We start from the raw sequence: 20,211 nt of genomic DNA on the forward strand, positions 1-20,211 counted from the left end.
ATGAAGAAAAAGAAAATGAGTCCGTTGCTCAGGAGATTAAACTATTTTTCTCCTATCGAACATCATTCAAATCATCATAGCCAAACGACAAGCGAAGATCGTGATTGGGAGAATGTATACAGAAACAGATGGCAGTACGACAAAGTCGTTCGCTCCACCCACGGCGTCAACTGCACGGGTTCTTGCAGCTGGAATATTTATGTGAAAAACGGAATTGTCACGTGGGAAGGACAAAACTTGAATTATCCATCAACAGGCCCGGATATGCCTGATTTCGAACCGAGAGGCTGTCCGCGGGGGGCCAGTTTTTCATGGTACATCTACAGCCCGCTCCGTGTGAAATATCCATATGTGCGAGGTGTGCTGATCAATTTGTGGCGGGAAGCGTTGCAGGCGCATCAAAATCCGCTGGATGCCTGGAAAGCGATCGTTGAAAACCCTGAAAAAGCGAAGTCTTATAAACAGGCAAGAGGGAAAGGCGGCTTTGTCCGCGCGGAATGGCCGGAAGTGCTGAAGCTGATTTCAGCCTCTCTGCTGTATACAGTGATGAAATACGGGCCTGACCGGAATGTCGGTTTTTCTCCGATTCCCGCCATGTCCATGATCAGCCATGCATCAGGTTCGCGATTCATGTCTTTAATCGGCGGCCCAATGCTCAGTTTTTATGACTGGTATGCGGATCTTCCGCCGGCGTCCCCGCAAATTTGGGGCGACCAGACGGACGTTCCGGAAAGCAGTGATTGGTACAATTCAGGCTATATCATCACATGGGGTTCCAACGTTCCGTTAACGAGAACGCCTGACGCGCACTTTTTGGCGGAGGCCCGCTATAAAGGCGCCAAGGTGATTTCAATCAGTCCCGATTTTGCGGAGTCCTCAAAGTTCGCGGATGACTGGCTCAGTATCCGCCAAGGGACTGACGGAGCCCTGGCGATGGCGATGGGTCACGTCATTTTGCAGGAATTTTACGTGAATCAAGAGACGGAACGTTTCATTGAATACGCAAAGCAATACACGGATTTTCCATTCCTCGTCACCCTGTCAAAAGAAAATGGCGTATACACAGCGGGACGGTTTCTGCATGCGAAGGACATCGGGCGGCAGACAAAGCATGATCAATGGAAGCCTGCGGTCTGGAATGAACAAACAAACGAATTTGCTATACCGCAAGGAACAATGGGCTCCCGCTGGGACGGACAGCAAAAATGGAACCTGCATATGATCGATGAAGACACTGGGGAACCGATTGAACCCCGTCTCTCCGTGCTCGGAATAGAGGACGAAATCGGCTCGGTGCGCATTCCGTATTTTTCAAATGACGGAAACAAAGTGCTTGAGCGGGATCTTCCTATTAAAAAATTGGATCTGAATGGTGAAGAGACGTACGTCACGACCGTGTTTGACTTGATATTGGCAAACTACGGCGTGAACCGGGGCATCGGCGGACAATCAGCCGCATCTTATGATGATCCCCGTCCGTTCACACCTGCCTGGCAGGAACAGATCACGGGAATTAAAAGAGAAGCCGTTATACAGATTGCCAGGGAGTTTGCTCAAAATGCGATCGATACAGACGGCAGATCGATGATTATCGTAGGGGCGGGAATCAACCACTGGTTCAACTCCGACACGATTTACCGTGCGGTGTTAAATCTTGTTTTACTCGTCGGCGCCCAAGGCGTAAACGGCGGAGGCTGGGCCCATTATGTCGGGCAGGAAAAGCTCCGTCCGGCTGAAGGGTGGCAGACGATCGCAACCGCAAAGGACTGGGAAGGCGTGCCTAAACTGCAAAACGGCACCTCATTTTTTTACTTTGCGACAGACCAGTGGCGTTATGAAGACCAGCCGATCAGTGACTTGGCTTCACCGATCGCCGCGTCATCCCGCTACAAGCATCACGCCGATTACAATGTGCTGGCAGCGCGATTAGGGTGGCTGCCGTCCTATCCGACATTCAATCAAAACGGCATCAATCTGTATCAAGAAGCTGAGAAGGCGGGGGCGGCGACACCTGAAGACGTAGGTGCGTACGTGGCCTCACGGCTTCAAGAGAAAAAATTGAAATTCGCGATTGAAGACCCGGACAATGAAGTGAATTTCCCAAGGAATCTCTTCGTATGGCGGGCTAATCTGATCTCAAGCTCAGGAAAAGGGCATGAATATTTTCTCAAGCATCTGCTGGGGACTACGAACGGTCTGATGAATGACGACAGCGACAGCATCCGCCCTGAAGAAATCAAATGGCGGGAACAGGCGCCGGAAGGCAAGCTTGACTTGTTAATCAATCTCGACTTTCGAATGGCCGGTACGGCGCTGTATTCCGATATCGTGCTGCCGGCGGCGACATGGTATGAAAAACACGATCTCAGCAGCACGGATATGCACCCGTTTATTCATCCTTTTGCTCCGGCGATCTCGGCGCCGTGGGAATCGAGGTCAGACTGGGATATTTTCAAAGCACTGTCAAAAGCCGTTTCCGACCTGGCGGAAGAAGTCGAGATGGAGCCGGTGAAAGAGGTAGTCGCGACGCCGCTCCTCCACGACACGATGCAGGAATTGGCCCAGCCGTTCGGAAAAATCAATGACTGGAGCAAGGGCGAATGTGAAGCCATTCCGGGAAAAACGATGCCGAACATCCATGTCGCTGAACGGGATTACAAACACATTTTTCATAAAATGACCGCGCTCGGCCCTCATACGGCTTTAAAACCGAGCGGAACAAAAGGGATGAGCTGGTCGATCGCCGATGAATATGAATCGCTCAAAAAGAGACTGGGAGAAACCGATTCAGACGGCGTTGCCAAAGGATGCCCGAATATAAGTGAAGCAAAGCAGGCGGCAGAAGCGATTTTAACCCTGTCGTCCACCTCAAATGGAAAGGTCGCCGTAAAAGCATGGGAATCGCTTGAAAACATCACAAACCTGAAGCTGAAAGACCTGGCGGAAGAACGCGAGGAAGAATGCTTTACGTTCGAGCAAATTACAGCCCAGCCGAAAACGGTCATCACGTCTCCGGCTTTTACCGGCTCAGAAAAAGGAGGGCGCAGATACTCGCCGTTTACGACGAATGTGGAAAAATTAATCCCGTGGCGGACGCTGACAGGCAGACAATCCTATTATGTCGATCATGAACTGATGATGGAATTCGGTGAAACGATGGCGACATTTAAACCGATCCTCCAGCACCGTCCGTTCCTAAGCAAGCGGCCTGATCAAGAGGGCAAAGAGATCGTTCTTAATTATTTGACGCCGCATAATAAATGGTCCGTTCACAGCATGTATTTTGATTCCCTGCCGATGCTGACGCTGTTCCGGGGCGGGCCGACCGTGTGGATGAATAAAGATGACGCAGAGGACACGGATATCAAAGACAACGATTGGATTGAATGCTTCAACCGAAACGGCGTTGTCGTGGCGAGAGCGGTTTTGTCTCACCGGATTCCTAAAGGAATGGCGTTTATGCACCATGCCCAGGACCGCCACATCAACGTGCCCGGCACAAAACTGACGAATAACCGCGGAGGCACCCATAACAGCCCGACAAGGATTCACGTCAAGCCGACCCAGATGATCGGGGGCTATGCCCAGCTCAGCTACGGCTTTAACTATTACGGTCCGACAGGGAACCAGCGCGACCTGAATGTCGTCATCCGCAAGCTGAAGGAGGTCGATTGGCTTGAAGATTAAAGCGCAAATCGGGATGGTCATGAATTTGGATAAATGCATCGGCTGCCACACGTGCAGCGTCACCTGCAAAAACACGTGGACAAACCGTTCCGGTGCGGAATATATGTACTTCAATAATGTAGAAACAAAGCCCGGCATCGGCTACCCGAAGCAATGGGAGGACCAGGACAAATATAAAGGCGGCTGGACGTTGAAAAAAGGAAAGCTTGAACTGAAATCAGGCCCGAAAACGAATCGGCTTGCAGGCCTTTTCTATAACCCGAACCAGCCGACGATTGATGATTACTATGAACCTTGGAACTATGATTATGAAACATTAACAAACAGTCCGCAGAAAAAGCACCAGCCGGTGGCGCGGCCGAAATCGTCCTTGACGGGCGATTTTATGAATATCGAATGGGGCCCGAACTGGGAGGATGATCTCGCGGGCGGCCATATTACAGGGCTTGAAGATCCAAACGTTCAAAAAATGGAGGAATCGATCAAAACAGAATTCGATGAGGTCTTTATGATGTATCTGCCCCGTATTTGTGAGCACTGCATCAATCCGGCATGCGTGTCATCCTGCCCGTCCGGCGCCATGTACAAACGTGAGGAAGACGGCATCGTACTCGTTGATCAAAACGCGTGCCGTTCATGGAGATATTGCGTCTCATCCTGTCCTTATAAAAAAGTCTATTTTAACTGGCAGACGAACAAAGCGGAAAAATGCACACTCTGCTTTCCGCGCTTGGAGGCGGGGATGCCGACCATCTGCTCCGAAACGTGTGTGGGCAGAATCCGCTATCTCGGCGTCATGCTGTACGACGCGGACAAAGTGGAGGAAGCGGCCTCCGTTGAAAATGAAAAGGATCTCTACCATTCTCAACTGGACGTTTTTCTTGATCCGAATGATCCTGAGATTGCCAAACTGGCAAAAGAACAAGGCATCCCGGCTGAATGGATAGAGGCCGCGCAGCAATCGCCGATCTATAAAATGATCATCGATTGGAAGATTGCGCTTCCGCTTCACCCTGAGTACCGTACGCTGCCGATGGTTTGGTACATTCCGCCGCTCAGCCCGATTATGAATCTCTTTGAAGGAAAAGGCAGCCGGCAAACGGCGGAAGCTATTTTTCCGGCTATCGACCAAATGAGAATTCCGATTGACTATTTGGCCCAGCTATTAACGGCCGGTGATACGGATCATATTCGGTCAACGTTAAAGAAAATGTCTGTCATGCGCCAGTATATGAGGGCGGTTCAGACGAATAAATCCATCGACGCGGCACTGATCTCCGGTGTCGGTTTAACAGAACAGCAAATTGAAGACATGTATCGGCTGCTTGCGATCGCCAAATATGATGACCGCTTTGTGATCCCGAGCAGCCATCGAGAAGAAGTGTCAGATTTATATGCTGAACAAGGGAGCTGCGGCTTATCATTTTCAGGCGGCCCCGGGTCCTGTTTCTAATTTTTTATAAATGAGGTGTAATAACATGAACACCACAGACCGGCAAATCACATTCTCCGCTCTTTCCTGTCTCCTGTCTTATCCGGATGAAGAGTGGAGAGCCGGGCTTCCCGATTGGAAGGCTCTTATCCATGACATCACCAATCAGCAAATCCGTGAGAAACTGCTGCAATTTTTCGAGGCGGCAGCCAGGTTTTCTCGAGAAGCGCTGATTGAACACTATGTGTATACGTTCGATTTCGGAAAAAAAACGAATATGTACGTCACCTACTTTAACTCAGGCGAACAAAGGGAACGCGGCATCGAATTGCTGCATTTAAAAAACACCTACCAGCAATCCGGTTTCCTGCCGACAGAGAAAGAACTGCCTGATTACCTGCCGCTGATGCTGGAATTCGCCGCAGTTGCGGAGATTGAAGCGGTGAGAAGCGTGTTTGAGAAATACCTGTCCAATGTGAGGGAGCTGGCTTCCCGCCTCGAAAAAAATGACAGCATCTATGCTGAGCTGCTGCACGTGCTGCAGGCCGCGCTGGAAAACATCGGTGTACGTGAAAGCACTGAAGAAGGGGCTGTTCAGGCATGAGCGGGCAGATCCTGTGGGGGATTATGCCGTACATTGTATTGACGATCTTTATCGGCGGGCATATTTACCGCTATCAGCATGACCAATTCGGCTGGACGGCGAAATCAAGCGAGCTGTTAGAAAAGAAAAAACTCGCGGCGGGCAGCACACTTTTTCATTGGGGACTGCTGTGCGTTGTCGGCGGACATGTCATGGGAATTCTGATCCCGGAAGGCGTGTATACTGCACTTGGCATTTCAGAGCATACGTATCACAAAATGGCGATCGGCGCTGGCCTGCCGGCGGGGATCGCGGCTTGTGCCGGACTAGTGATCCTGACGTACAGAAGGCTGTTTGACAAAAGAATCCGCAAAACCAGCTCGCCATCGGATATCCTGACGCTCATCCTGCTGCTGTTCATGATGCTGTCAGGCGTTGCGGCCACGTTTCTCAACATTGATTCGAAAGGATTTGATTACAGGGCAACAGTCGGGCCGTGGTTCAGGGAAATTGTTTTGTTCCGGCCTGACGCTTCTTTGATGGAAAGTGTCCCGCTATGGTTTAAGTTTCATATCATCATAGGATACGTCTTTTTTATCCTCTGGCCGTTTACAAGATTGGTTCACGTGTTCAGCCTGCCCCTCAAGTATTTGACCCGCAGCTATGTTGTCTATCGGAAACGCACGTAAAAATCCCCCTGCAAGAGGGGGATTTTTTATGGTGAGAAAATAAAAACATAAGATATTTTCTGCCAAGGTAATGGCTGGGCGGCGGGGATTCCTGTTATGTTTTATTTGGAAATAACCTCAACAAAAGGAGAGTGAAGAATGAAGCGGATTTTCCTCATTTTAGCCGCCTGTCTGATGACAAGCGCCGGCGTCCTGACACTCAGACATTCTCATGTATTAACCGGCGGCACAGCGGGACTGTCACTAAGCCTGTCGTACTTGTTTCATTCCTCGTTTGCGATTATCTTCTTTCTGATCAATATCCCGTTTTATATATTTTCTCTCATCAGAATGGGAATCAAATTCACTCTATCCACCGTTTTTGCAGTCACAGTGCTGACTCTGTTTACCGGCGCGGATCACTGGCTGCCGCCGGTCTCTGTTTCACCGCTTGCCGGGGCGGTTTGCGGCGGGGCGCTGATCGGGTTCGGCCTGTCGCTCATGTTTTATCATCAGGCATCGCTCGGCGGCGCCAATATCCTCGCTTTATTTCTGCAAAAGCGCTGCGGATGGAATCCGGGTGCCGTTAATTTCCTCTTCGATTTTGGCGTCGTGCTGGCCGGCATTTTTTCCGTCGGATTGCTGAAAGGGCTCTTCTCCTTAGTGTCGATTGCGGTCACCGGTCTGATCATCGGCATCTTCAAAAATAAAATCAAAGGCAGCTGCTCGCTCAATCCGGCATTGCTTCAGAACATCACACCCGGCCAGTCACAGGAAGTGTCATCATAAGCCTTTCCGGCTCGTGCGGAGAGGCTTTTTCATATGTTTACAGGCCGGAAGACAGAGGGTATACAGAGTTATCGGATCAGATGGGAGAGAGTCGGGATGCTGAAAAGGAGACTGGAATTTTGCTTTTTATATATGATGCTTATCGGAGCATATGTCATATGGTTTTTTCCGGTTTCCAGGCTTGAGTTTTACGGAGGATTGCTTTGCTATGCAAGCATTATTTTGTTCAGCATCTATTCGTTAATTCTTGAAAACCGCACCTCGCAGCACACGCTGTTATGGATTCATATTCTTGTGTTTTTTCCGATCGCCGGGTACTTATTTTACCTTTTTTCCGGCCAGCTTTATGAAAAAGGCAAGCTGTTCAGGTCGAAACGGACATACAACCGGGAAAAGCTGAGAACGATATTTGATATGGAACAGACTCCCGATCTGTCCGGGCTGAAAGGAAATCAGAAGCGTTTCTTTCAATATTCAATCAAGGCGTCCCATATGAATATCAATACAAAAAGCAGGCTGAAGGTGCTCAAAAACGGGGACGAAACATTTCCGGAGCTGTTTGAAGCGCTCAGGTCGGCAGCATCATTTATACATATTGAGTATTACATGTTCAAATCAGACATGCTCGGGCACAAGATGATGGAGATTATGATTGAAAAAGCGCGTCAAGGTGTTGAAGTGCGGTTTTTGTTCGACGCGGCCGGCAGCCTGAAGCTGGCCGGAAAAGACATTAAAAAACTGAAACGCGCGGGCGTGAACATCGTCCCGTTTCTGCCGCTGAAATACGGTTTTTTCAACCAAAAACTCAATTTCAGAAATCACCGCAAGATCGTCATCGTTGACGGGAAAACCGGTTTTGTCGGCGGGCTGAATGTCGGCAAGGAGTATATCGGCAAAGACCAAAGTGTCGGTTTTTGGCGGGACACCCATATGAAAGTCGAAGGAGAAATCGTTCAGACGCTCCACAGCATTTTTATGCTTGATTGGGAATACATTTCGGATGAGGTGCTGATTGATCAGAAAGCATACAGCTGCCCGGTCCCTGCAGAAAGCGGCGGCGTCTATCAAGTCGTTCCGACGGGCCCCGATATGAAGGAACGGATGAGCGATCTGTATTATGCCATGATAGCGGCGGCCGAATCATCTGTATGGATCGCGACGCCTTATTTCGTGCCGAATGAGCCGATCCGCACAGCGCTAAAGGAGGCTGCTGCCAGAGGCGTCCGGGTGCGAGTCATGGTGCCGGAAACCAATGACGGATTTTTAACCCAGTACGCGACGAGATCGTATTTCCCCGAGCTTCTTCGCGAAGGAATCGAAGTCTATTCCTATCAAAAAGGCTTTATGCATCAAAAGGTGCTCATCACTGACGGAAACCTCGCCTCTGTCGGGACGGCGAACATGGACATGAGAAGCTTTCAGCTGAACTTTGAGGTTAATGTCTTTTTTACAGATCAAAAGGCGATCAAAGATCTTGAAGCGCATTATCTGGAGGATATGAGAGAGTCTGAGAAAATCAGCCCCGTCCGTTTCTATAAGCGCACATTATGGGAAAGAACGAAGGAATCCTTCGCGCGGTTATTTTCCGGCGTTTTATAAAAAACGCTTTTAAAACTCCTTGTGTATAGTATAATTGAGAAATATTATCATTAGGAACGAGGCACAAGGAGGACGGAATCGTGCTGCGACAATTTTTTTCTTATTATAAACCGTACAAAAAGCTGTTTTTTCTCGACTTCTTTTCTGCCATCGCCGGCGGATTGATGGAGCTGAGTTTTCCTCTGATTGTTAATTACTTTATCGATACATTGCTCCCGGGGCGGGATTGGCGTCTGATTATTTTGACTTCCGCTGCTTTATTCGGAGTCTACGCCCTCAGCTCGGCGCTTCAGTATGTTGTGACGTATTGGGGCCATATGCTCGGCATTAACATTGAAACCGATATGCGGAAAAAGCTTTTTGACCATCTGCAAAAGCTTTCGTTCAAATTTTACGATAACAACAAAACGGGCAGTTTAATGTCCAAGCTCACCAATGATTTGATGTATATCGGAGAAACCGCCCACCACGGGCCTGAAGACCTGTTTATCGCGGTCATGACGATTTTGGGCGCGTTCGGTGTGATGCTGTTCATTAACTGGCAGCTCGCGCTGTTGACCTTTATTATTATGCCGGTCGTCATTTGGCTTGCTTTGTATTTTAATAAAAAAATGACCTCTGCGTTTACAAAACTGAACAAAGACGTCGGAGACTTCAGCGCGAGGGTCGAAAACAATATCGGCGGCATTCGTCTTGTTCAGGCTTTCAGCAATGAAGCGTTTGAAACGCAGCGGTTTGACGTGAACAATCAGCGTTTCCGCAAAACAAAGCTGACGTCATATAAAATCATGGCGAAAAACGGCTCGATCAGTTACATGCTGACAAGATTCGTCACGCTGTTCGTCCTGTTGTGCGGGACATGGTTCGTGATCCGCGGATCGTTATCTTACGGAGAATTCGTCGCTTTTGTGCTGCTGACGAACGTTCTGTTCCGTCCGATTGATAAAATCAACGCGATTATTGAGCTGTATCCGAGAGGCATAGCCGGTTTTAAAAGCTTTATAGAAATAATGGAAACGGAGCCTGATATCAAGGACGCCCCGAACGCGAGACATGTGTCCGGTTTAAAAGGGAATATCCGTTATGATGGTGTGTCATTCGGTTACGAAGAAAACAGTCCGGTTCTGTCGGGAATCAATTTGTCCATTCATGCCGGGGAGACAGTCGCATTCGTCGGGCCTTCGGGAGCGGGAAAATCAACGCTGACAAGTCTGCTGCCGCGCTTTTATGAGCCGTCTGAAGGCGTGATTTCCATCGACGGAATCGATATTAAGGACATGACGCTGTCATCTCTGCGCGGACAAATCGGCGTCGTCCAGCAGGATGTCTTTCTGTTTTCCGGCACATTGCGGGAAAACATTGCTTACGGGCGGCTCGATGCGTCTGAGGAAGAAATCCGGCAGGCCGTCCGCCAGGCACATTTAGAGGATTTGGTAAACGGGTATCCCGACGGTTTAAACACGGTGATCGGCGAGCGCGGCGTGAAGCTGTCAGGCGGGCAGAAGCAACGGCTTTCCATCGCCAGAATGTTTTTGAAAAACCCGTCGATCTTAATTTTAGACGAGGCTACATCAGCCCTCGATACAGAAACGGAAGCCGCCATTCAAAAATCGCTGCAAGAGCTGTCTGAAGGACGCACAACGCTTGTGATCGCCCATCGGCTGGCTACGATTAAGGATGCGGACAGGATCGTCGTCGTCACGAAAGAAGGCATCGCTGAACAAGGTCATCATAAGGAACTGCTGGCATCCGGCGGCATGTACCAGAGACTCCATCAGGCCCAATTCGGCGAGCTGATACATGAATAATGGAAAAAGGATAGACGAGCGGGGGCCGGGCAGCCTCCTGTCTATCCTTTTTTATGTAGTCCGTATTTAATGGGCTTCTTTTTGCGCAGGTTCGATGATATGTTTGAAACGGTCAACAAGCTGCACCGCTTTCTTTCCTTCCACTACAATTAAATATTCTTGTTCTTTATGAGCCATTCTGAACGTTTCCAGCTCAATGATATCTTTGATTTTGCACATTGTTTTTTTAGAGTAGATATACAGCTCGTGGCCTCCCGTGTGGCAAAGCTGATAAAGCTGAAGCATGTTTCTTAAAGTGAACTTCTTAGCGGCTATTTTCAAAGATGTAATGTTTTTCATGTATTTTCTCCTCCGTCTGATGGTCTGTTATTTCGGAAATTCCCCATATGAACGGGTGATAAACCTGGTTATGCCTTCCACCTCAGCACTCCGCCCGCCAGGCGTTTAACTCCGCGGATGGCGCTTAATTCTTCGACGAGCCGGAGCAGCGCCCGGTCTTTCTCTTTCGCCTCAATCATAAAATCGATGTCCGCATCCCATTGTCTGAACCGCTCCAGCACCGGCAGAATAAAATTAGCATCCACATAGTCCGCATGACTGCGTACGGCTGATTCTGATTTTGGCGAGGAGAGATGGACCTTCGGCTTTAAGCCGATCCGCTGCCATGTTTTGATCATCCGCGGAAGAATGTCATCTAAATCAGCGTCATCGGCCGGATTGGCGTAAAAATGGTGATAATCAAACACAAACGGAATGCCTTCTTGCTCACATACACTGAGTGTTTCCTCGGACGTATATGTTTTATCATCGTTTTCTAAAGTCATCCGCTGTTTGATGACATCGGGAAGTTCTTTCAGATTCACGCGGAAACGGCCAAGCGCGCTTTGTTTGTCACCGTAAGCGCCTCCGACATGGATGTTGATGACGGAACGGTCCGCGATGCCCATTGCGTCCAGCATGTCATAATGATAGGCCATATCCTTGACCGCATTTGCGGTAATCTCCCGTTTCGGGCTTGTAAAAAGCGTGAATTGGTTCGGATGAAAGCTCGTTCTGAGGTCATATTTTCTGACCAGCCCGCCGATCTCACGAAACTCCTGGCGAAACGGCGTGACAAAATCCCACAGTACATCCGGGTGCGTGGCGAGCGGCACAATTGAGCTTGAGAACCTGTATAAAGGGATGCCGTGGCCGACCACATAGTGGAGGGTGCGCAGCGTATTGGTAAGATTTGCTTTCGTCACAGAAAGCAGGGCGTCTTTCCGCTCACTGCGGGAAAGCTTGGTATAGCGCGCATATGTTAAGGTTTTGGCGGGGGACGCGTCCCAAAGGCACATGGCGTTTGCGACGAATCCGAATCTGAACAGCATATGGTTTCTCCTTTATAAAAAGTAAGATATGGCCTTTCCCAGCCATTCTGCAGGAAGCTGTCTGACGGAGCGCTGTTTCACTTTTTCTAATGTGAGAAGCTCGGATTTTTCGATGTCCTGCTTTATGGTTGAAAGCACTTCCTTTGTAAAGGCTTCATCATGAATGATGACATTCACCTCTTCATTCCAGAACAGGCTCCGTTTATCAAAATTCGGCGTGCCGATAATGCTGATGCGGTCATCTATAATGAAGGCTTTAACATGATAAAAGCCTTGATAATACCGATAGATGAGGCAGCCGGCCTTCAGAAGCTCGGGATAATAGGCTAAAGCTGTTTCCCGAACGAGCGGGTGATCTGATTTCATCGGAACGATCAAGATGACTTTGACGCCTTTTCGGCAGGCTGAAATAAGCGCTTCCTGAAGCTTTTTGCTCGGTACATAATAAGGCGTGCCGATGATGATTTTTTTCTCCGCCTTACGGATGCAGCTTTCATAATGCGATTCAAGCGAAAAACCGTCAGATGCATATGTCCTATGAGAGATATTCCCTTCGGATAATGCCGGATAAACCCCGGGTGATTCGGGTGTTTTTCCGGTGTTTCGTTTCAGGTCGCTTACAAAAAGCGTCTGAAGATCCGCCGTGCCTTCGCCGGTCATCCGCAGGTGATAATCCTCCCAGTTTCCGAACTTCGCTTTTTTGCCGAGGTACTCTTCAGCGATATTAAAGCCGCCGACATAGCCGATTTTGCCGTCAATGACGGTCACTTTCCGGTGATTCCGTTTTTGCAGCCTGAAAAAAAGAAACGGAAATGCCGGTTTATTTAGAAAATGAACGTGAACGCCGGCTTTTTTCATCGTTTGAATGGAAGGCTTTTTCACTTGGCGGCTGCCTGCCCAATCGAGCAGCAGATATACGGAGACGCCGGCCCGGGCCTTTTCTTTCAATAAATCAAACATCTCATGGCTGACTTGGTCGTTCTTCATAATAAAAAACATCATATGAATAGAAGAGACGGCTTGGCGGATATCAGCCGTCATCTGCTGCACAAGCTCGCTTCCGCAGTGAATGAGTGTGATATTACTCTTTTTCGGGTCAAAAACGGGCTCATACGCCTGTTTTTTGTACGCCGCCCGGCCAAGCAGCATATCAAACAGCATAAGTGCGATCAATATGATAAAAATGACAAGCAACACAAAAATGACCTTCATACCGACGCTCCTTTCCGAAGTATCCGTAGTGTGCCCTGAGAATGTGAATTTAATTATTGACTGAACACTCATTCATTATTTATGATAAAGTAAAGATATGACAATGAAGAGGGGTATCAGAACAAAGGGGGAGACAAGATGAACGCATTTCTCATGGTAAACGCGCTGCTGTTTTCAGCTGTAACCGCTTACGCCGTTTATTTATTCGTTTACCTGATCAGAACGAGGATCGCTTATATTAAGCTCGGCCAAAGGGAAGAATTTGATAAACGCCTGAAAGAACGTCTTCAGAAGATATGGGTGAATGTGTTCGGACAGAAAAAATTGCTGAAAGATAAAAAGAGCGGAATCATCCACGTTCTGTTTTTTTACGGTTTTATACTCGTTCAGTTCGGCGCAATTGATTTTATTCTGAAAGGGTTGCTACCTGACCGTCATCTGCCGCTCGGTCCGCTTTATCCGGCGTTTACTTTTTTTCAGGAAATCGTCACGTTTCTGATTTTAATCGCCGTAGTCTGGGCGTTTTACCGGCGCTACATTGAAAAACTCGTCAGACTGAAACGCGGGTTTAAAGCGGGGCTTGTCCTGCTGTTTATCGGCGGACTGATGGTGACGGTGCTTCTCGGGAACGCCATGAACCTTTTATGGCACGATCATTCTCTGTCTTGGACGGAACCGATCGCTTCCTCCATTGCGTTTGTGCTCGGCGGTCTTTCAGCGCCGGCGGCCGCCGCCATGTTTTATGTTTCATGGTGGCTTCATCTGTTGTTTTTGCTCAGCTTTTTAGTGTACGTGCCGCAATCAAAGCATGCGCACTTAATTGCGGGTCCGGCGAATGTGTTCCTCAGCAGGCTGGATTCAAAAGGTAAGCTGGAAAAAATCGATTTTACCGATGAGACGAAAGAAAGCTACGGCGTCGGAAAGATTGAAGACTTCCGCCGCTCTCAGCTTGTCGACCTTTACGCCTGCGTCGAATGCGGCCGCTGTACAAATATGTGTCCGGCCTCCGGTACGGGCAAGATGCTCTCGCCGATGGACCTCATTTTAAAGCTCAGAGACCATTTGACGGAAAAAGGCGCTGCCGTGACGTCAAAATCTCCGTGGGTGCCCGCGCCCGTTTTTCAGCACACGAAGGCGAATCAGCTCGCCGCGGCTTCCTCAGGGGGAGGATCGCGTGAAGCGGCCGCAGCCATTGATTACAACCCGAGCTTAATCGGCGAGGTCATCACGGAAGAGGAGATTTGGGCGTGCACCACTTGCCGCAACTGTGAAGATCAATGTCCGGTCATGAATGAACACGTTGATAAAATTATCGATCTGCGCCGCTATCTTGTGCTTACGGAAGGGAAGATGGACAGCGACGCGCAGCGGGCCATGACAAGCATTGAAAGACAGGGAAACCCGTGGGGCTTAAACCGGAAAGAGCGGGAGAACTGGCGGGAGCAGGCCGATACAGAGATTCCGACAGTGAAAGAAATGAAAAAACAAGACAAAGAGTTCGACTATTTGTTTTGGGTCGGCTCAATGGGTTCCTACGACAACAGGAGCCAAAAGATTGCCGTCTCATTTGCAAAGCTGCTTAATGAAGCGGGCGTATCCTTTGCGATTCTCGGCAATAAGGAAAAAAACTCAGGCGATACGCCGCGCCGTTTGGGCAACGAGTTTCTGTTCCAAGAGCTGGCGGAACACAACATCGGCGAATTTGAAAAACACGGAATCAAAAAAATCGTCACGATTGATCCGCACGCCTATAATATGTTCAAAAATGAATATCCTGATTTCGGATTCCGGGCCGAAGTCTATCATCATACTGAATTATTAGCCGAGCTTGTGTCACAGGGGAAACTAAAACCGCTTCACCCGGTGAATGAAACGATTACCTTCCATGACTCGTGCTATTTAGGAAGATACAATGAAGTGTATGAGCCGCCGAGAGCGATCTTAAAAGCCATTCCGGGCGTTCAATTGAAGGAAATGGAGCGCAGCCGCGAAAACGGGATGTGCTGCGGCGCCGGGGGAGGGCTCATGTGGATGGAAGAAGAAACGGGAGCGAGAATCAACACGGCCCGGACTGAGCAGGCGCTTTCTGTCAGTCCGACGGTCATCAGTTCCGGATGTCCTTACTGTCTGACCATGCTCGGCGACGGTACGAAAGCGAAAGAAGCCGAAGACGCGATCGGCACTTATGATGTCAGTGAATTGCTCGCCATGTCTGTATTCGGCGCTGAAAAACAAGAGTCTTTATAGAAAGAAGCGGGCCGCCGGCGCATATGCCGGCGGCTTTGTTTTCGCACATCAGCCGATTTATGAAGGGACGGCTCTAAAATTTCTTAAATTACGCTGTTAAGGGTAGCATATTCTGTTTTAATTTGTTTATAATGAGAGGTATGGTTTATGAACAAAACAATACAAATTCGTTCTTATTATAGGATAGAAACAGATACATATAAGTAATAGAAAGGGAGTGTCCGACCTTGAGTATCAAACAATATTCTCAGGAACAGCTGAAGCAGATGGCTTTAGTTGAAATCGCTCACGAAATTTTCTCAGAACATAAAAAACCGGTTCCGTTCCAGGAGCTGCTGAATGAAATGATCTCCTTGCTCGGTGTTACGAAAGAGGAACTGGGCGACCGTATCGCCCAATTTTATACAGACCTGAACATTGACGGCCGCTTTATTGCTCTGTCAGACCAGACGTGGGGGCTTCGCAGCTGGTATCCGTACGATCAGCTGGACGAAGAAACACAGCCGACTGTAAAAGCGAAAAAGAAAAAAGCGAAAAAAGCCGTTGAGGAAGATCTCGACCTTGATGAATTCGAGGAAGTTGACGAAGATGACATCGATCTCGATGAAATAGAAGAAGATATTGACCTTGAAGCAGACAGCTTTGACGACGAAGATATCGATGAAGAAGATGACGACGAGCTTGAGATCGAAGACGAGATGATTGAAGAAGATGAGGAAGATTATGATGATGAGGAAGAGGATCGCAAAGACTGATTTTATATCAGCAAAACGATCTTGACTTTCATTGTCGAACTATGTAGTATGTATTTTGGGCTCTTCAAAAAGAAGAGAATTCATAAGAGTGCTACGCTCCCTTTCAAGAAATTGAAAGGGAGCTTTCTTATTTTCATCTCCCAAATTCTTTTACACATCATTTGTTTTTAGTGAAATGATTTTCTATAAAACGGCACATTTTAAGGAATGTAGCGCAGACCGAAGAGAGGAGCAAACGAAATGACGAAATATATTTTTGTAACCGGGGGAGTTGTATCATCACTCGGAAAAGGAATTGTGGCTGCGTCACTCGGCCGCCTTTTGAAAAACAGAGGCATGAGCGTCACCATCCAAAAATTTGACCCTTATATCAACGTTGACCCGGGAACGATGAGCCCGTACCAGCACGGTGAGGTATTCGTTACCGATGACGGCGCCGAGACTGACCTTGACTTAGGGCATTATGAGCGGTTCATTGACATTAATCTGAACAGATTCAGCAACGTGACGACCGGTAAAATCTATTCTGCCGTATTGAAAAAAGAGCGCCGCGGGGACTACCTCGGCGGAACGGTTCAGGTCATTCCGCACATCACAAATGAACTGAAAGACCGCGTGTACCGTGCAGGCAAAGAAACAAACGCAGATGTAGTCATTACTGAGATCGGCGGAACAGTGGGAGACATCGAATCCCTTCCGTTCCTTGAAGCCATCCGTCAAATGAAAAGCGACATCGGCCATGAAAACGTGATGTACATTCACTGTACGCTTGTTCCGTACATCAAAGCGGCGGGCGAGCTGAAAACAAAACCGACGCAGCACAGCGTAAAAGAGCTGAGAAGCCTCGGTATTCAGCCTAATATCATCGTCGTGCGCACGGAAATGCCGATTTCTCAAGATATGAAAGATAAAATCGCGCTCTTCTGCGATATTGACACGAAAGCGGTCATCGAGTGCGAAGATGCGGACAACCTTTACTCCATCCCGCTTAACCTTCAGGAGCAGGGACTCGATAAGCTTGTCTGCGATCATATGAAATTAGAATGCAAAGACCCGGATATGACGGAATGGAAAGACCTTGTCACGAAAGTGAAAAACTTGTCTAAAACCATTACAATCAGCCTCGTCGGTAAATACGTCGAGCTTCAGGACGCTTACATTTCAGTCGTTGAATCACTGCGCCACGCCGGCTATGCGTTTGACGCTGATGTGAAGATCAAATGGATTAACGCCGAACAAGTGACAGAAAGCAATATTCAAGAGCTGACTGGCGGCACAGACGGAATCATCGTGCCCGGCGGTTTCGGAGACCGCGGCGTAGAAGGGAAAATCATCGCCGCCAAGTATGCGCGTGAGAATAAAATTCCGTTCTTCGGCATCTGCCTCGGTATGCAGATTGCATCCATTGAATATGCGCGAAACGTATTAGGTCTGGAAGGGGCTCACTCTGCGGAGATCGATCCGTCCACTCCTTATCCGATCATCGACCTTCTGCCAGAACAAAAAGATGTCGAGGATCTTGGAGGAACGCTTCGTCTCGGACTGTACCCTTGTAAGCTTCAGGAAGACACGAAAGCCTTCGAAGCGTATGCGGATGAAGTGGTATACGAACGCCACCGCCACCGTTATGAATTCAACAACGAATACAGACAGCAAATGGAAGAGAACGGTTTTGTGTTCTCAGGCACAAGCCCTGACGGCCGTCTTGTGGAAATCATCGAGCTGAAAGACCATCCTTGGTATGTCGCTTGCCAGTTCCACCCTGAGTTCAAATCAAGACCGACAAGACCTCAGCCTTTATTCAAAGACTTTATCGGCGCTTCCGTACAAGCTGCAGAACAGAAGTAATAAAAAAAGACTTGCCTCCTTTAAAAGCGGCAAGTCTTTTTTCTGCATCAGGCATATTCCTGCATCATTTCCTTTAACGTAAAGGACAGTGCGTGATAGACATACAGGCCTGTCATTAATGAAGGAAAGCCGTATCTTGTCCCGTCTTCATCAGGCAGAAGCGGCATTTTTAATTTGCTGTCAATATGAACATCACAAAATTCCTCAATCCCGGTTTGATCTTTGATGACAGGAGATACGCAAACGAGGCCGACCCCTTTTTCATAAAGCTTTTGAGCCAGCGTCTGTTCTTCAGCTGTGCCCGGACCTGAACAAAACATCAGCACCCTGTCGCTTTCTGTAACCGAATCAGCTGTATCCGGAAACGCTTTGACGGAAGGCATCGGTTCTGAGCCGAGTTCCGCCTCGCACAAAATGCCCTGCATCTCATTTGCGCCGTATAAATAAATGGTATGACCGCTGACGGCTGCCTGCGCCAGCAGGCGCGCGCCGTCTTCTATTGCTTCGGATTCCTTATCCTGAATGCGGGAAAAAATGCCTGCAAGCTGGGTCGTAAATATCTTTAACATGAGTGAAACCTCCTTTACACATACAAGAACAGTATACAACAAAAGAGAAAATGCTCAGAAAATGTCGGAAAGTAGACTATTATAATTAAAGGAAATGTGAAAATCAAACAGAATACATAAACAACTGCTTCCTTTTGACGAAAATGATAATATTGGGGTGTAAAATGATGAATGAAAAGATTTTAATCGTAGATGACCAATACGGTATACGCATATTGCTCAATGAAGTGTTTCATAAAGAAGGGTACCAGACGTTTCAGGCCGCCAACGGCATACAGGCGCTGGACATCGTAACGAAAGAACGGCCCGATCTCGTGCTTTTAGATATGAAAATCCCCGGCATGGACGGAATCGAAATTCTCAAGCGCATGAAGATGATTGACGAATCCATCCGCGTCATTATCATGACCGCTTACGGAGAACTCGATATGATTAAGGAATCAAAAGAGCTCGGAGCGCTGACCCATTTTGCGAAACCTTTTGACATTGATGAGATCAGAGACGCGGTGAAAAAGTATTTACCTCTAAAATCGAATTAATAAAATTAGAAACAATTATGTCATTGTGTTGCCGATTTGTCGAAAAGTTGGTATCCTAGAGATGGAGAAAAAGCGATCTGTTGTTTTACATATGACAGGTTTTTATGGTCATGCTATAGGTGGAAAGCTTTTTTCGAGAAGAAGCAAATCAGGCTACATAAGGAGGACTTTCGACATGCCTTTAGTTTCAATGACGGAAATGTTGAATACAGCTAAAGAAAAAGGATATGCTGTTGGACAATTTAACTTAAATAACCTTGAGTTCACTCAAGCTATTTTACAAGCAGCAGAAGAGGAAAAATCCCCGGTTATTCTTGGTGTTTCAGAAGGCGCGGGACGCTACATGGGCGGCTTCAAAACAGTGGTTGCCATGGTTAAAGCTCTTATGGAAGAATACAAAGTGACAGTTCCTGTCGCCATTCACTTAGACCACGGTTCAAGCTTTGAATCTTGTGCGAAAGCGATTCATGCAGGCTTCACTTCTGTAATGATCGACGCATCTCACCACCCGTTTGAGGAAAACGTAGCAACTACAGCTAAAGTGGTTGAGCTTGCTCATTTCCACGGCGTTTCAGTTGAAGCTGAGCTTGGAACTGTAGGCGGACAGGAAGATGACGTGATCGCTGAAGGCGTAATCTATGCTGACCCTAAAGAGTGTCAAGAACTTGTAGAGCGCACTGGCATCGACTGCCTTGCACCTGCACTGGGTTCTGTTCACGGCCCTTACAAAGGCGAACCGAACCTCGGCTTCAAAGAAATGGAAGATATCGGCAAATCAACCGGCCTTCCATTAGTACTTCACGGCGGTACAGGAATTCCGACTGCCGACATTAAAAAATCAATCTCACTTGGTACGGCTAAAATCAACGTAAACACTGAAAACCAAATTTCTTCTGCAAAAGCTGTCCGCGAAACATTGGCAGCTAAGCCGAACGAATACGATCCTCGTAAATATCTTGGACCTGCTCGTGAAGCGATCAAAGAAACGGTTATCGGCAAAATGCGTGAGTTCGGTTCTTCAAACCAAGCTTAATCCAATGTAACATCCATAAACCGCCTGACAGCATTGACAGGCGGTTTTATGTCTTACCTTTAGAAAGCGCAA

The 20,211-nt window shown here is 48.0% G+C and carries 16 protein-coding genes; 12 read left to right on the top strand and 4 right to left on the bottom strand.

All coding sequences use genetic code 11. The features are described 5' to 3' along the window. From OVA33_RS06420 to OVA33_RS06450, 7 genes are all read left to right on the top strand, one after another. Positions 1-3,687 (top strand): nitrate reductase subunit alpha, encoded by a 3,687-nt coding sequence (locus tag OVA33_RS06420; RefSeq protein ID WP_025649384.1) that lies wholly within the window; start codon positions 1-3, stop codon positions 3,685-3,687. Then, complete coding sequence (gene narH / locus OVA33_RS06425) at positions 3,677-5,140, top strand: nitrate reductase subunit beta (protein ID WP_025649383.1); 1,464 nt, start codon at positions 3,677-3,679, stop codon at positions 5,138-5,140. The genes OVA33_RS06420 and narH overlap by 11 nt, the downstream gene beginning before the upstream one ends. Before the next feature lie 25 nt (positions 5,141-5,165). After that, entirely contained in the window at positions 5,166-5,723 is a 558-nt protein-coding gene (gene narJ / locus OVA33_RS06430; protein ID WP_017418718.1) for a nitrate reductase molybdenum cofactor assembly chaperone, read from the top strand. Beyond that, entirely contained in the window at positions 5,720-6,391 is a 672-nt protein-coding gene (gene narI / locus OVA33_RS06435; RefSeq protein ID WP_017418719.1) for a respiratory nitrate reductase subunit gamma, read from the top strand. The genes narJ and narI overlap by 4 nt, the downstream gene beginning before the upstream one ends. A 138-nt stretch (positions 6,392-6,529) precedes the next feature. Then, positions 6,530-7,159, top strand: a complete 630-nt coding sequence (locus OVA33_RS06440; protein ID WP_017418720.1) for a YitT family protein — start codon at positions 6,530-6,532, stop codon at positions 7,157-7,159. Positions 7,160-7,255: 96 nt separating this feature from the next. Further along, positions 7,256-8,758: a cardiolipin synthase gene (gene cls / locus OVA33_RS06445; protein WP_017418721.1), complete on the top strand. Its 1,503-nt coding sequence runs from the start codon at positions 7,256-7,258 to the stop codon at positions 8,756-8,758. 80 nt (positions 8,759-8,838) lie between these two features. Then, on the top strand, positions 8,839-10,566 hold the full coding sequence (locus OVA33_RS06450) for an ABC transporter ATP-binding protein (RefSeq protein WP_017418722.1): 1,728 nt from the start codon (positions 8,839-8,841) through the stop codon (positions 10,564-10,566). 66 nt (positions 10,567-10,632) lie between these two features. Here OVA33_RS06450 and OVA33_RS06455 read toward each other — a convergent pair whose 3' ends face one another. From OVA33_RS06455 to cls (OVA33_RS06465), 3 genes are all read right to left on the bottom strand, one after another. Beyond that, positions 10,633-10,905: a hypothetical protein gene (locus OVA33_RS06455; RefSeq protein WP_003151087.1), complete on the bottom strand. Its 273-nt coding sequence runs from the start codon at positions 10,903-10,905 to the stop codon at positions 10,633-10,635. A 68-nt stretch (positions 10,906-10,973) separates the two neighbouring features. Next, positions 10,974-11,936: a UV DNA damage repair endonuclease UvsE gene (gene uvsE / locus OVA33_RS06460; RefSeq protein WP_017418723.1), complete on the bottom strand. Its 963-nt coding sequence runs from the start codon at positions 11,934-11,936 to the stop codon at positions 10,974-10,976. Positions 11,937-11,948: 12 nt separating this feature from the next. Then, positions 11,949-13,148, bottom strand: coding sequence for a cardiolipin synthase (cls, locus tag OVA33_RS06465; protein ID WP_025649381.1), 1,200 nt, complete (start codon positions 13,146-13,148; stop codon positions 11,949-11,951). Between the two features lie 138 nt (positions 13,149-13,286). On the opposite strand from cls (OVA33_RS06465), the gene OVA33_RS06470 reads away from it, so the two are divergent. The 3 genes from OVA33_RS06470 (at position 13,287) to pyrG (ending at position 17,998) form a co-directional block, all read left to right on the top strand. Then, a complete protein-coding gene (locus tag OVA33_RS06470; RefSeq protein ID WP_063636516.1) occupies positions 13,287-15,395 on the top strand; it encodes a (Fe-S)-binding protein in 2,109 nt (702 codons plus the stop codon). A gap of 227 nt (positions 15,396-15,622) precedes the next feature. Next, on the top strand, positions 15,623-16,150 hold the full coding sequence (gene rpoE / locus OVA33_RS06475) for a DNA-directed RNA polymerase subunit delta (protein WP_017418726.1): 528 nt from the start codon (positions 15,623-15,625) through the stop codon (positions 16,148-16,150). 240 nt (positions 16,151-16,390) lie between these two features. Further along, a complete protein-coding gene (gene pyrG / locus OVA33_RS06480; protein ID WP_014419113.1) occupies positions 16,391-17,998 on the top strand; it encodes a glutamine hydrolyzing CTP synthase in 1,608 nt (535 codons plus the stop codon). Between the two features lie 47 nt (positions 17,999-18,045). On the opposite strand, the gene OVA33_RS06485 is transcribed toward pyrG, so the two are convergent. Continuing rightward, positions 18,046-18,567 (bottom strand): DUF2529 domain-containing protein, encoded by a 522-nt coding sequence (locus OVA33_RS06485; RefSeq protein ID WP_017418727.1) that lies wholly within the window; start codon positions 18,565-18,567, stop codon positions 18,046-18,048. A 164-nt stretch (positions 18,568-18,731) separates the two neighbouring features. Between OVA33_RS06485 and spo0F the strand changes: the two genes are divergently transcribed. Both spo0F and OVA33_RS06495 read left to right on the top strand, forming a co-directional pair. Further along, positions 18,732-19,106 (top strand): sporulation initiation phosphotransferase Spo0F, encoded by a 375-nt coding sequence (gene spo0F / locus OVA33_RS06490; protein ID WP_012118670.1) that lies wholly within the window; start codon positions 18,732-18,734, stop codon positions 19,104-19,106. A gap of 175 nt (positions 19,107-19,281) precedes the next feature. Next, positions 19,282-20,139 carry a class II fructose-bisphosphate aldolase gene (locus OVA33_RS06495; protein WP_003151102.1) on the top strand — a complete coding sequence of 286 codons (858 nt, stop codon included), beginning with the start codon at positions 19,282-19,284 and terminating at the stop codon, positions 20,137-20,139. The last annotated feature ends 72 nt before the right edge of the window (positions 20,140-20,211 follow it).

The organism is Bacillus sp. KICET-1 (assembly GCF_027721405.1).
Classification (GTDB): Bacteria; Bacillota; Bacilli; order Bacillales; family Bacillaceae; genus Bacillus; species Bacillus velezensis.

What these genes read in the sequence shown, in the direction of transcription:
- OVA33_RS06485 (WP_017418727.1), bottom strand. Translation starts at nt 18,567, where the DNA reads ATGTTAAAGATATTTACGACCCAGCTTGCAGGCATTTTTTCCCGCATT.
- uvsE (WP_017418723.1), bottom strand. Translation starts at nt 11,936, where the DNA reads ATGCTGTTCAGATTCGGATTCGTCGCAAACGCCATGTGCCTTTGGGAC.
- OVA33_RS06470 (WP_063636516.1), top strand. Translation starts at nt 13,287, where the DNA reads ATGAACGCATTTCTCATGGTAAACGCGCTGCTGTTTTCAGCTGTAACC.
- narI (WP_017418719.1), top strand. Translation starts at nt 5,720, where the DNA reads ATGAGCGGGCAGATCCTGTGGGGGATTATGCCGTACATTGTATTGACG.
- spo0F (WP_012118670.1), top strand. Translation starts at nt 18,732, where the DNA reads ATGATGAATGAAAAGATTTTAATCGTAGATGACCAATACGGTATACGC.
- pyrG (WP_014419113.1), top strand. Translation starts at nt 16,391, where the DNA reads ATGACGAAATATATTTTTGTAACCGGGGGAGTTGTATCATCACTCGGA.
- OVA33_RS06495 (WP_003151102.1), top strand. Translation starts at nt 19,282, where the DNA reads ATGCCTTTAGTTTCAATGACGGAAATGTTGAATACAGCTAAAGAAAAA.
- OVA33_RS06440 (WP_017418720.1), top strand. Translation starts at nt 6,530, where the DNA reads ATGAAGCGGATTTTCCTCATTTTAGCCGCCTGTCTGATGACAAGCGCC.
- OVA33_RS06420 (WP_025649384.1), top strand. Translation starts at nt 1, where the DNA reads ATGAAGAAAAAGAAAATGAGTCCGTTGCTCAGGAGATTAAACTATTTT.
- cls (WP_025649381.1), bottom strand. Translation starts at nt 13,148, where the DNA reads ATGAAGGTCATTTTTGTGTTGCTTGTCATTTTTATCATATTGATCGCA.
- cls (WP_017418721.1), top strand. Translation starts at nt 7,256, where the DNA reads ATGCTGAAAAGGAGACTGGAATTTTGCTTTTTATATATGATGCTTATC.
- narJ (WP_017418718.1), top strand. Translation starts at nt 5,166, where the DNA reads ATGAACACCACAGACCGGCAAATCACATTCTCCGCTCTTTCCTGTCTC.
- OVA33_RS06455 (WP_003151087.1), bottom strand. Translation starts at nt 10,905, where the DNA reads ATGAAAAACATTACATCTTTGAAAATAGCCGCTAAGAAGTTCACTTTA.